Annotated in this window: 15 protein-coding genes; 8 read left to right on the top strand and 7 right to left on the bottom strand. The window is 52.6% G+C overall.

Features of this window, described 5'->3' with window-relative positions:
- Nucleotides 1-69 precede the first annotated feature (69 nt).
- The 3 genes from PU683_RS09490 to PU683_RS09480 all read right to left on the bottom strand — a co-directional run bounded on the left by PU683_RS09490 (nt 70) and on the right by PU683_RS09480 (nt 2,032).
- Nucleotides 70-540, bottom strand: coding sequence for a GNAT family N-acetyltransferase (locus tag PU683_RS09490; protein WP_277171250.1), 471 nt, complete (start codon nt 538-540; stop codon nt 70-72).
- A gap of 265 nt (nt 541-805) precedes the next feature.
- Complete coding sequence (locus PU683_RS09485) at nt 806-1,045, bottom strand: biofilm development regulator YmgB/AriR family protein (RefSeq protein ID WP_277171249.1); 240 nt, start codon at nt 1,043-1,045, stop codon at nt 806-808.
- A 258-nt stretch (nt 1,046-1,303) separates the two neighbouring features.
- Complete coding sequence (locus tag PU683_RS09480; RefSeq protein WP_277171248.1) at nt 1,304-2,032, bottom strand: SDR family NAD(P)-dependent oxidoreductase; 729 nt, start codon at nt 2,030-2,032, stop codon at nt 1,304-1,306.
- A 100-nt stretch (nt 2,033-2,132) separates the two neighbouring features.
- On the opposite strand from PU683_RS09480, the gene PU683_RS09475 reads away from it, so the two are divergent.
- Nucleotides 2,133-2,516, top strand: a complete 384-nt coding sequence (locus PU683_RS09475) for a winged helix-turn-helix transcriptional regulator (RefSeq protein ID WP_277171247.1) — start codon at nt 2,133-2,135, stop codon at nt 2,514-2,516.
- An 85-nt stretch (nt 2,517-2,601) separates the two neighbouring features.
- On the opposite strand, the gene PU683_RS09470 is transcribed toward PU683_RS09475, so the two are convergent.
- On the bottom strand, nt 2,602-3,093 hold the full coding sequence (locus PU683_RS09470; protein WP_277171246.1) for a GlcG/HbpS family heme-binding protein: 492 nt from the start codon (nt 3,091-3,093) through the stop codon (nt 2,602-2,604).
- Between the two features lie 6 nt (nt 3,094-3,099).
- Nucleotides 3,100-3,510 (bottom strand): hydroxyisourate hydrolase, encoded by a 411-nt coding sequence (hiuH, locus tag PU683_RS09465; RefSeq protein WP_277171245.1) that lies wholly within the window; start codon nt 3,508-3,510, stop codon nt 3,100-3,102.
- A gap of 135 nt (nt 3,511-3,645) precedes the next feature.
- Here hiuH and hprR point away from each other — a divergent pair, with 135 nt between their 5' ends.
- A complete protein-coding gene (gene hprR / locus PU683_RS09460; protein ID WP_277171244.1) occupies nt 3,646-4,326 on the top strand; it encodes a response regulator transcription factor HprR in 681 nt (226 codons plus the stop codon).
- Nucleotides 4,319-5,674, top strand: a complete 1,356-nt coding sequence (locus PU683_RS09455) for a heavy metal sensor histidine kinase (protein WP_277171243.1) — start codon at nt 4,319-4,321, stop codon at nt 5,672-5,674. Before hprR ends, PU683_RS09455 begins: the two co-directional genes overlap by 8 nt.
- An 18-nt stretch (nt 5,675-5,692) precedes the next feature.
- Here the strand turns inward: PU683_RS09455 and PU683_RS09450 are convergent, their stop codons facing one another.
- Nucleotides 5,693-6,178, bottom strand: coding sequence for a DUF2938 domain-containing protein (locus PU683_RS09450; RefSeq protein WP_277171242.1), 486 nt, complete (start codon nt 6,176-6,178; stop codon nt 5,693-5,695).
- Between the two features lie 72 nt (nt 6,179-6,250).
- Here PU683_RS09450 and PU683_RS09445 point away from each other — a divergent pair, with 72 nt between their 5' ends.
- The 5 genes from PU683_RS09445 to PU683_RS09425 all read left to right on the top strand — a co-directional run bounded on the left by PU683_RS09445 (nt 6,251) and on the right by PU683_RS09425 (nt 11,713).
- Nucleotides 6,251-6,652 (top strand): helix-turn-helix domain-containing protein, encoded by a 402-nt coding sequence (locus PU683_RS09445; protein ID WP_277171241.1) that lies wholly within the window; start codon nt 6,251-6,253, stop codon nt 6,650-6,652.
- A 461-nt stretch (nt 6,653-7,113) separates the two neighbouring features.
- Nucleotides 7,114-9,075: a type VI secretion system Vgr family protein gene (locus tag PU683_RS09440; protein WP_277171240.1), complete on the top strand. Its 1,962-nt coding sequence runs from the start codon at nt 7,114-7,116 to the stop codon at nt 9,073-9,075.
- Between the two features lie 21 nt (nt 9,076-9,096).
- A complete protein-coding gene (locus tag PU683_RS09435; RefSeq protein WP_277171239.1) occupies nt 9,097-10,161 on the top strand; it encodes a PAAR domain-containing protein in 1,065 nt (354 codons plus the stop codon).
- Between the two features lie 23 nt (nt 10,162-10,184).
- The gene (locus tag PU683_RS09430) at nt 10,185-10,631 is read left to right on the top strand and encodes a hypothetical protein (protein ID WP_277171238.1); all 447 of its coding nucleotides are present in this window, start codon (nt 10,185-10,187) and stop codon (nt 10,629-10,631) included.
- Nucleotides 10,632-10,645: 14 nt separating this feature from the next.
- Nucleotides 10,646-11,713 carry a hypothetical protein gene (locus PU683_RS09425; RefSeq protein WP_277171237.1) on the top strand — a complete coding sequence of 356 codons (1,068 nt, stop codon included), beginning with the start codon at nt 10,646-10,648 and terminating at the stop codon, nt 11,711-11,713.
- On the opposite strand, the gene PU683_RS09420 is transcribed toward PU683_RS09425, so the two are convergent.
- Complete coding sequence (locus PU683_RS09420; RefSeq protein ID WP_277171236.1) at nt 11,701-11,934, bottom strand: hypothetical protein; 234 nt, start codon at nt 11,932-11,934, stop codon at nt 11,701-11,703. The genes PU683_RS09425 and PU683_RS09420 overlap by 13 nt on opposite strands.
- Between the last annotated feature and the right edge of the window lie 70 nt (nt 11,935-12,004).

Here is a 12,004-nt window from a genome sequence, read left to right as displayed (position 1 = left end):
GAAAAGCCACTCTCTAAAAATCCACGCGCTTGCGTGGATTTTCTTTGCCTTCGGCAGACGCACCGGCTCCTACTCAGCTATTAAATTCTTACTCATATTGATGCCAGTCACACCAAAGCCGATAGCCTCATAAAGATGGCGCGCCCGCGCGTTATCACCCGCCACACGAAGGCGGATCTGCTCAACCCCTTTCGCCCGCATCTCATCCTCAAAGGCCCGCAGCGCGCCTTTGCCAAGGCCCTGCCCCTGGCAGGCGTCGAAGATATGAAAATCATAAATAAAAACGGTTTGCATCGAAGCGTCAGGTTTATACCAGAGGTAGCCGACATGCTTCTCGCCCTCCGCCAGCAGGCAGAGCAGAACGTGGCCCGGCGTATTAACGCCTGCGGGGAGATCGTCTGCGATCTCCTGGGTGGCTCTGGCCTGCGCCTCTGCCTCAGAAAGGCGATAGTTTGCGGCAATCTCCTGCGCATAGTCAGCAATGAAATAGTCCAGATAAGCCGGGTATTCATCCTCACGCATGGGGCGCAAAGTAATCATCGCTGTTCCTTTTATTAAAGCGGGATGCGTATCGCCGCCATGAATGAGCGGCATTCACAATAAAGCGCCCGGCGAACGCTGTCAGCAACTCGCCTGCTTACTGAAGAGGCTGTCCGCTGGCGCGAGCCTGCGTTGAAGAGAGCGTAAACCCGTGGCGCGCGCCTTTCTGGATCGGTTATGTGCGCAGCTATAAAATGTGCAGGTTGCGGCATCTGAGAAGCACAAACGCCTCCGGCTGAGCAGAGGCGCAGGCAAAAGCAGAAGATTAAACGTCCAGCGTGCGAAGCACCACCAGCTCAAGGGCATTTCGCAGGATATCTTTGCGGATCACATCCGTTTCCGTCTCAACACGGGCGATAAGCGCCAGCATGATATCTTTATTGGCTACCGTCGCTTTCACGGCCTGAAGCTCACGTTTCACTTCGTCAATGATCTCTTTTTCTGCCTCAAAGACTGAAAAAACTGACTGGAGGGTCTGCGGGAGTGTGGCGGTCGGATTGTTCATTTTATTTCACTCATTTTAAGTGGGCCCGGATTACGCATGGTTGGGCCGGCAGCCTGGTCGTGAGGCAAGTTGTACAACTTACCCCTGCAAACTTGTACAAGTTGCTACTATAGTGCCACTCATTCAGAACTGCAATGTCACACTTGAAATAATTCACCACGCAATAAGTTGTTATGATGTGCTTTTCTTCCGTTATGCAGGAAAAGCAGACACCCGGACGCCATTCGCTCCAGCGCCGGGTGAGTTTAAAAACAGTGCTTACGCAGACATGCCGCCATCAATCACCAGTTCGGCACCGCTGACGTAACTGCTGTCGTTGGATGCGAGGAACAGCGCCGCAGCCGCTATTTCATCGGGATTTCCCAGCCGCTTCACCGGGATTTGCGCGCTCAGTGTCTGCCTGACGTCATCGCTCGCCTGGCTAAACATTGGCGTATCCGTGGGGCCCGGGCTGAGGGTATTAACCCGGATGCCGCGCGGAGCCAGCTCGCTGGTCCAGGTTCGGGCATAGGAGCGCACCGCGGCTTTGCTGGCCGCATAGGTGCCATAACCTGGCACCGCCATGCTACCGGCAATCGAGCCGAGCAGGACGATGGTGCCGCCCTCGCCCATCTGGCCGATGGCCTGCTGCACCGTGAGCACCATGGCGCGCACGTTCAGGCCAAAGGCATGGTCGATATGCTCTTCCGTGCTCTCCTCAAGGCTTGCTGGTTCCGAGACGCCTGAGGAGTAGACGAGGATGTCGAGCCGTCCGGCCCTGGCATGAATAGTGTCAAACAGACGAGTGCGGTCGTGCGTATTGGTGATATCGCCCGCGATCGCCTCAACGTTACCGCCAATAAGCGACACCGCTTCTGCCAGCTGCGCTTCGCGTCGGCCGGTGATGAAAACATGGGCGCCCTCTTGCGCAAAACGCTGAGCGATTGCAAGGCCGATACCGCTATTACCGCCGGTCACCAGGGCGGTCTTACCTTCAAGTTTCAACATGACTACTCCAGAACGTGGGGATGGACGCCTGATGATACATTTCGTATATTTACCGTCAATTACGCACCTGATATACACCAGATATAGAGAAGGTAACCTTATGTCGACCGATATCCCTGCCCTGCTGGCAGAAATTAACAGTACGCGCCCGATCCTCGAGCAGGTTGCCAACAAGTGGTCGGTGTTGATCCTCACCGTCTTATGCAGCGAACCCTCACGCTTTAACGCCATCAAACGCCGGCTCGACCCCATTACCCACAAAGCGCTGACGGAGGCGCTGCGCCGCCTGGAGCGTAACGGGCTGGTTAGCCGCCGCGTCATCGCCTCATCCCCCGTGGCGGTTGAATACTCCATCACGCCGCTGGGTCGCTCATTGCAGGATCCCTTTGTGGCGCTGGTGAGCTGGGCGAAGCAGTACGGTGTGGCGATTGAGCAGGCGCAGGAGGTTTACGACGCGCGGCGCGCCACGGAAGAAGAGGTGTAAATGTGCCCGCGTAAACGGTGGGTGATGAGTTTAGGTGATAAGAGATAAAAAACGGGGAAAAGCCTTTTCCCCGCTGCGAACGTGTTTAACTTTGCTCGCTTTTACCCATGACGTTATTGATGGCGTCCATCCCACACCGCTCGTCGGACTCCGCACCGCCGGTGCCCGCCATGCCGATGGCACCAATCCACTGATCGTGATATTTCACCGGTACGCCGCCGCCAAGCAACAATAACTCATTCACCGTATTAAGGTTGGCGGTCTCTGGCGAGGCCTGCGCCTGGCGGGCAAACTGCCGGGTCGGCGTTTTGGTCGAGAGCGCCGTAAACGCTTTGCGCCAGGCCGCCTGCGTATTATGCGGCCCGATGTTGTCATCGCGCATCAGCGTCACCAGGTTGCCGCCGCGATCGACCACCGCCACCACGCCCTGGCGATGCATGTCATGACAAACCGATAACGCTTCGGTTGCCAGCTGCGTGGCGAGCGCCTGCGTCATGTCATACACGGTAGCGGGCGCAGCGGCCTGCGTCATCGTGGGGCCTGCCGCCAGCAGCAGCGCGAGCATAAGACGTTTCATCTGCACTTAGCTCCCGCGGTAGGTGGAGTAGCCATACTGGCTCAGCAGCAGCGGAACGTGATAGGTCGACTGCGTATTATCGATATGAAATTCGACAGGAATCTCCGGGAAGAAGCTCTGCTGTTTCTGGTCGGCAAAGTATTTACCGGTTTTGAAAATCACCCGATAGTCACCCGCAGCAAACGGCTTTTCCGGCCACAGCGCATTGATACGCCCGTCCTGATTCGTGTTGGCAGTGTTAAGCACCGTCCAGTTATCTCCCTGCTTCTGCTCAAGCGTCACCGCAACATTGGCGGCCGGCAGCCCGGTTTGCTGATTCAGCACATGGACACTCAGCGGGTTTTTATCTGCCGCGAAGGTAAGCGCGGGCGCAGCAAGCAGTGCAGCCAGGGTTAACGCAGCAATAGACTTTTTCATGTTGGATTCTCCTGTGTTGATGACCCGTTTTTTATACCTACACGCTGTCCATAATTGCCTGTCAGAAAGATGACCATATTGTCATCTGGCGCTGAAAGGCTGGGGCGGCTCAACATTTCGTGGCACACTGCGCCGATGAAACTATTACTGATTGAAGATAACCAGAAAGCCAGCGCCTGGGTGCGCAAAGGGCTTGAAGAGGCGGGCTATATCGTCGATTACGCAGCGGACGGGCGCGATGGCCTGCACCTGGCGCTGGCGCACCCGTATAGCCTGGTGATCCTTGATATTATGCTGCCTGGCATGGATGGCTGGCAGGTGCTGAAAACCCTGCGCACCGCAAGCCCGGTGCCGGTGATCTGCCTTACCGCCCGCGATTCGGTTGAGGATCGGGTTAAAGGGCTGGAGCTGGGGGCGAACGATTACCTGGTCAAACCCTTCTCCTTTGCGGAGCTGCTGGCGCGCGTCAAAAATCAGCTACGTCAGCACCAGCCGCACAGCACCACGCTGCGCGTCGCCGATCTGGTGATGGATTCGGCGCGTTTGCAGGTGACGCGTGACGGCATTCCCATCGCCCTGACGCGCAAAGAGTTTATGTTGCTGTGGCTGCTTGCCAGCCGTCACGGCGAGATCCTGCCGCGCACGCTGCTGGCGAGCGAGATTTGGGGCGTCAATTTCGACAGCGAAACCAATATCGTCGATGTCGCCATTCGCCGTCTGCGCCGCAAAGTTGACGATCCGTTTACGCAGAAGCTGATCACCACCGTTCGGGGCATGGGGTATTGCCTCAGTGTGCAGGAGCCAGGCGATGTCTAGCCCCTCCCTGACGCTGAGGCTGACGGTGATCTTTACGCTGATTATGGCGATGGCCTGCGGCGGCATCAGCCTGATCCTCTATAACGCCCTGCGCAGCGAGCTGGTGTGGCGCGACGATCAAACGCTAATCAACCGCGCGGCGCAACTGCGCCAGCTGCTGGAGGATGGCGCCCAGCCTGACGCGCTGCCGCTCTACTTCAACCGCATGGTCGATATTCGCCAGGATATTCTCAGCATCCGCCCGCCGCAGGCGCAAAACGTCACCATTAACCATACCGGCGTCGCGCTGCCGGATATTGCACCCACATCGGTTAATACGCCACCCAACGCGCAGCAGCTGCACCGCTGGCGCAGCGCGGACAATATGGAGGCCTCGGCGCTCAGCCTGCAGGCCAGTTCGCCGCACGGGCCGGTTACCGTCACGCTTGCCCGCGTGGCGCGCGAGCGGGCAATGATGCTCGAGCGTTACCGCCAGCAAAGTATTCTGGTGTCACTGGCGGCTATTCTTCTCTGCGCCGCGCTCAGCCCGCTGCTGATTCGCCGCGGGTTGCGGGCTATCGGCCGCTTAAGCCAGATTGTGGCCGAGACCGCCAGTGATCGCTTAAACCAGCCGGTGCCGCTGCAGGCGATACCGCAGGAGCTGCTCCCCCTTGGCAACGCGCTGAATGCCATGCGCCAGAGCCTGTCGACGGACTTTATCCGCCTCACCCAGTTTGCCGACGATCTGGCCCATGAGATCCGCACGCCTATCAATGTCTTGTTAGGCCAGAATCAGGTAGCGCTGGGTCATCAGCGTTCCGTTGCAGAGTACCAGGCGCTGCTCGAAGGGAATATTGAGGAGCTGGAAGCCCTGTCGCGGCTGACGGAAAACATTCTCTTTCTTGCGCGCGCCACACATCACAATATCAGGCTCAATCAGGAAACGTTCTCGCTCAGTGAAGCGCTGGAGATGGTGAGCGATTTCCTGGAGCCGCTGGCGGAAGAGCGTGAAATGGCGATCGCGCTGAATGCGCAGGGCAGCCTCACCGCCGATAAAATGCTGTTTCAGCGGGCGATAACCAACCTGCTGACCAACGCCATTCGTTATGCGCCGGGAAAAGGCACGATTACCGTCAGCACGTCTCATCGCGGTAACGCGGTTGAAATTGAAGTGGCGAATGCCGGGGAATCGCTTAGCGAACCGGAGAAAGCCTTCGAGCGCTTCTGGCGGGGAGATAACGTCCGCCACACCGCCGGCAGCGGGCTGGGGTTATCGTTAGTAAGCGCCATCGCCGCGTTACACGGCGGCAGCGCTTATTATCGCCACGCGCAGGGGATGAATATCTTCGTCCTGCGTTTGCCTGCCTGAGACGTCACGCAAGCGGAATTAACAGGTATAAAGCAGCGCCGCGCCATACAGCCCGAGGCCATAGGCCAGATGCGTCAGCAGGCTTACTCCCCGCGCCCGCCAGGGATTGGGCGTGCGGGAGGCCGCGATACCAAAACCCAACGCCGGCTGCATAACCAGCCAGGGCGCGGGCAGCGTAAGTAAGCCTGTCAGCAGGCCCGTCAGCAGAAGCGGTTCGTGCAGCCATGCCGGACCCTGTAACAATAAAGGTATGCCCGCAAACAGGATGCCGGTGAGGTAATGGAACGCCTGGCCGGTAAGATTCTCCCCCCTGACACGCGGCGTTGAGAGGATGGTGTGATGCCGTACCTTTCCCCGCGCGAGCCACCACAGCCAGCGCCCCACCAGCCCATAGTTGAGCGGCGGCACGCGAAGCAGCTTTTTCTGACACGCCGACCAGCCATCCATCAGCAGCGTTGCGCCAATGCCGGTGACGAGGGTGTGAAGCACAATATCGTTAGCCAATTTTCCTTCCCCTGATAAAGAGATGCTAAGGTGTCGGCGAGTGTGCAACGTGAAGTGAGGTTTAAGTCAACGGTGAAAGAACTCGATATCGGAGAAGTGGCGGCGCTTTCCGGCATAAAACCCTCCGCGCTGCGGTTTTATGAAAAGAAGGGCTTAATCAAACCGATTGGCCGCAACGGGCTGCGAAGGCAGTATCCGCATAGCGTGCTGAGTAAATTGCAGCTGATCGCGCTCGGCCAGGCGGCAGGCTTCTCGCTGGATGCGATGGCGGCAATGTTCAACCCGCAGGGCAAGATTGCCATTGACCGCCAGCAACTTCAGCAGCGTGCGCAGGAGATTGACGAGACAATTTGCAAACTGCAGTTATTCAGCGAGGGGCTAAAACATGCCGCCCGCTGCACCGCGCCGGAGCATAGCGAGTGTGTGGAGTTCCAAAAACTGGTGAGCAGAGGGCTGCGGCTGATTAAGCAATAAGTAGCGTATCTCTTCGGACCACACTGTCTGTACAGATTATCAACCGCTACTTTTTGCAGGTTGCCATTGTAGGTAGGAAGTTATTGAATTGGGTATATTACCGCGGCGTTCCAATATCCGGCATGTTTAAACGTTGGAATTACACTACTGAGTTTGCTTTAAGTACGACTCGTTGGTTTATTGTCATACAGAAAGCAGCGTTTTCTGTATTGCATGCTTTAGTGAAATTTGCAGTAAGTCCGCAGAATAATATTTAGTACTTTGCAAAATGGATATATAAAATGCAGAGTTCGGCGTCGGCTTAAGCAATCTACTAATAACAAGAATAGGCGATAACCTCTGCTGGAAAAAATTTTCTAAACGCTGTTTTATGATATTCGCCAGATGCATTGGCTAAAGATCACTCTATAATCATCGCTCTGGTTTAGGCTCTGACGAGAGTTAGTTAAATGGATTTATCAATGTTTAATCGAATTACTGTACATCTGCCCGTCGAAGGGCTTCGCTTCTGGAAACTCACCGGAAGCGAAGCAATGTCTGAAGCCTTCAGTTTAAATTTGACCCTACTGGGAGACGAGGCGCGTCTTGAACGCAGCGCATTGCTGGGTAAACCGGTTACCGTTGCTATACCGACGCAATCTCTGACGACTGAACGTTATCTTAACGGCAAAATTACTCGCGTCGCTGTGAGTGCCGTAGAGTTAACCGGAATACGCTATGCCGTATATCACTTGACGGTGGAGCCAGATGTATGGCCAATGAAACGTGACCGCAACTTACGTATTTTTCAGGGGCAGACAGCAGCGCAGATTGTTAAAACGCTATTGAGTGAATACCAGGTCAATGTTGAAGATCGATTAACTTATAGCTATCGGGTATGGGATTACTGCGTACAGTATCAGGAGAGGAGTTTTGATTTCATCAGTCGGCTAATGGAATTAGAAGGGATCGCATACTATTTCAGACACGAAGCCGATCGACATATTATGGTGCTAACCGATGCCAATGAGCAGCATCACTCTTTTCCTGGTTATGAAGTTATTGCTTATCACCAAACATCCTCAGGCGGTGTAACCAATGAGGAAGGTGTCGGCCAGTGGGCACTTGAAGATAATGTCACTCCCGGTATTTATAGCCTTGATGATTATGACTTTCGTAAACCGCATGCATGGCTGTTTCAGGCACGACAGAATCCCAAATCCCCCTCCCCCGGTGAGATAGATGTTTATGATTGGCCCGGACGTTTTGTCGATCATCAACATGGGGAATTTTATGCACGCATTCGACAAGAGCGCTGGCAGGTAGAACATCAAAAAATTCAGGGCACTGCTACCGCAATCGGTATCGCACCCGGTCACACTTTTTCGCTGGTCAATGCTCCCTTTTTTACCGACAACGGCGCGTATCTCACTACCGCCGTGCACTACCACTTCGAAGAGAACCGCTACGCCAGCGGTGAAAATGGCAATACCATTCACCAAATTGATTTTTCCGTTATTCCCGCAACAGTGACTTTCCGTCCAGCGCCAGTAACGCCCTGGCCCCGTACCTTTGGCCCACAAACCGCGCGGGTCGTTGGCCCCAAAGGGCAATCTATCTGGACTGATAAATATGGTCGCGTGAAGGTCAAATTTCACTGGGACAGATTAGCGAAAGGCGATGATTCAAGCTCATGCTGGATCCGTGTTTCCAGCGCCTGGGCCGGTCAAGGTTACGGAAGCGTCCAAATCCCGCGTATTGGCGACGAAGTAGTAATTGATTTTATCAACGGCGACCCCGATCGCCCGATAATTACAGGGCGCGTTTATAACGAGGCCAGCATGCCTCCATGGACATTACCTGCAGCCGCGACACAGATGGGTTTTTACAGCCGCAGTAAGGATGGTCACCGCGATAATGCCAACGTTTTCCGCTTTGAAGATAAGGCGGGTGCAGAGCAGATCTGGGTGCACGCTGAAAGGAATATGGATACAGATATTGAAAACTGTGAAACACATGATGTTGGCGTAGACAGAAAAAAATCCATAGGTCGCGATGAACATGTGACCATCAAACGCGATCACAGTTCCAGCGTTGGCAATAACGATAACAATAATGTCGGCACCCAATACACACTCAATGTCGGTGAAAATAAGACGATCTTAACGATGGATAAAGAGGGGAATGCACTGCTTGAAGCAGCATCTTCAATTAAGTTAAAGGTGAATGATAATTACATTCATATAACACCATCAACTATCGACATTATTGTTTCTGAAGGCACGCTGAAAGCGGAGAGCGTTACTGAAGCCTCATTTAAAGGCGTGGAGATGACCAGGCTCGGGGGCGGAACGAATGCTGAGGTCAAAGCCACTGATACGATTGCAATTAATGGAACAAATTTGACCGATATTAAGGGCGCCATGGTCAAGGTTAACAGTTAACGTTCAGAAAAGGTCATCACTATGGGACAGCCAGCTGCCCGCGCACAAATTGATACCAGCGCTCATTCAGGAACAATTCAGACCGGAAGCCCTGATGTCATTATTGGTGGTTTTCCTGCGGCGAGAAAAGGAGACGCATTGTCATGCTCACAGCATGGGAAGGGTGCCATCGTTGGCGGCTCCGGTACGGTTTTTGTCAATAATTTGCCGCTTGCACGTATGGGGGATCAAACCCAGTGCAACACCAGCAGTACACCGGTACCACCTGCAAATAAAGCTGCTCCAACCCAATACTGGGGCGGAACGCTCGCAAAAAAAGCCGGTGAGAATGGGCTGATACACGATGAATTCTATGATGCGCGTATCCTGGGAGCGTATGCCAATCTGGAAGATAAAAATGAAAACGGCGATCTGGATACCCTTTCCACGGGATTTGCAGTTGAAGATCTCACCATGGGTAACCTGAAAAGTGAGGATCTTTTTCGGGGTGAAGTACGCAACAAAGTTTCAGCCGTCAATGCCACGGGTTCAATATATGGCGGGGGAGATAATATTTATGGGCTAAACAGCGGTGCCACAGCGACAGGGATTCAATATGGCGCAACCGGTAGGGCTGGGGAGAAGGGGTTGCTTTATGGCAATGTCAGCGGTGATGTCAATGTTGGCTCAGCAGAAGCTAAAGCGGTTCTTGAGTTCTACGGCGGCAATAAAGATCGCTATGGTTTTAACGTTGATTTTGGCGCTGAAGCTAATGTTTTTAAAGCTGAAGCGGTAGGTAATCTCGATGTTCTCGGTTTTTTAGTTGCTGAAGCCAAAGTTGCAGGCGTTGCCGGTTCGGCAGCGATTGGTACTGGTGGCGGATTCTGGATAGGTACAGATGATTATTCAATCAATGGCAGAGCAACTGGCCGGTTCGCAATCTTACTTGGATTTCGTGGCGACGTTGAGGTTAGAATTGCTTTCAAACCTCTTTTGAAGTTTTATGATTATATGTTTGAGTTGCTCGCAGATTTCGAAGAGAAACCTGCCGACAGCGGGGATGGGACAATACTCTCCGGGTGTGCTACCGTGCTCATTGGTGGGTAGGGAGACTCAGTTAAGGTAACGCTATGAGATTTGTATTTTTTACGATTTTTCTAATAACAACATTATTATATATCTGGAATGGGAAGGATCAGTTTAACAAAAAGGAATGGTTGGCTTTTTTAGTAAAGTTTCTTCTGGTCACGGTGGGAGCTTTCGTTTGGACGCTGTTATTAGTGTTCATGGTCAAATTTTTCCCTGAACTTGGTTACTATAGGATGCGCTGGATAGCGGTTGTTATTCCCCAGTCCGTTATGGCAATTTTGTTCTGTAAGTTTATCGTCGTAATGCTATATGCCATATTTACAACGATCCTCCATCTTCACAAGCGCCATAATACCCAGGAAAACTTTTTAAAAGTAGCATCAATTTTTACGCGTTGGGGACCTAAGGTACTGATTGGGGCTAAATGTTTGTTATCGATTGGTGCGGCGTTGGCCTTCTATGGCATCTGGCTCGCTGACGCGGCGTGATTAACGGAGCTTTTATGGACATCGATAATAACTATGCTTTTCCATTGACTCCTGCCCTCAGCAACGCGGAAATTGAAGCCAATTACTGGAAGTGCTTGTACACCTCATCTGAAGAAAAAATGCTTCAGTACTGGGTTTTCTTACCGAAACGTGTCAAGCCAGCGGAGGTCGTCCCAACCTACCTCGAAGAGGTAGGCATGACCAATTTAGGGCGTTATTTCAGTAATGATACGCAGCCTTATATGGAGGTATGGGCAGCCTGTGAGCATATAGAATGGGAAATAAATCCAGCAGACTGGCTGTTCAATAAACTGGAGCTTATGGGCGAGAAAGTGCTTCAGCAACGGCTGATCAAACATCCCTCCGGCTTCGGAGAATTTGCTGATGTTTTAACCCTAAAAGTCCACTCTTCCGGTGATAAGGTAATTTCACGTTTTACCGTACAAAAAGATTACAACCCTAAGAAAGGTGGCGGTAATTATTTCCTTATCAAGGCGGCTTGCGCCGCACGAGATTATGCAGCTTTGGCTGACAGCATTTATCTTACCGTCACGAACTGGGATCTCCTGCATCGCAGTAATTTAGGCCTGGCGGAACTGCTGGAAACATTCAGTATTAGTAATAAAAACAGTAGTGGTTTTAAAATCCCAGGTTCATGGAAAGCAAAACCGATAGCTAAAAACCGCCTGCTCATTGAACATACTTTCGATGACATTAATTATGGAGCGATCAATCTCTATTTTTATTCGAAAGATACGCTATTTACAGAGCAGGATGTGTTCAACTTAGCAACCAAACGTTTTAAAGATCCTCAGGCGGGTATCACACTCATCACCGACTCACTCAGCTCCATACCCAATGATTTTAATCCGCTTTTTGGTGAAAATATGTCAACTTGCCAGGGTGATATATTAAGTCTCGAAGAAAAGATCGAGGGCTTTTATCAGTGCTACATTTTTAGTCTGGGTAAAGCATGGTGCTATGCAGAACTCATCGGCAAAAAGCGAAATCACCATGATTATCACTTTGAAGCCAATAAACGCTGTCTGGAGATCATCCTGTCGACCTTTCACATCGCATAATCTGCCTCAGGTATACAACAGTGGCGACCACGACCGTCAGTAATCTGGCAGCGGCAGGCGAAAGGTTCGACGAAGGCAGCGCCTTCAATTAACGCCTCGTCTTCAACCTGCGGTCTGAAATCGAGGGTGATGCTGACACTGCTTACCCACTCATGCGGGATGCGCTGTTGGGTCAATAACTTTGTCAGCCTGTCCGTGTAATGGCGCAGCAGAAACTCCATCAGCTTACCGCGGGTCTCAGGCTGAGGTAATGAAAACGAAATCTCTACAGACCTCTTCCATCGCTGATCG

Origin of the sequence: Candidatus Kosakonia sp. 282A-S69 (assembly GCF_029433855.1) — a bacterium.
GTDB lineage: Bacteria > Pseudomonadota > Gammaproteobacteria > Enterobacterales > Enterobacteriaceae > Kosakonia > Kosakonia cowanii_A.
This window is presented reverse-complemented; position numbering and strand designations above follow the sequence as displayed.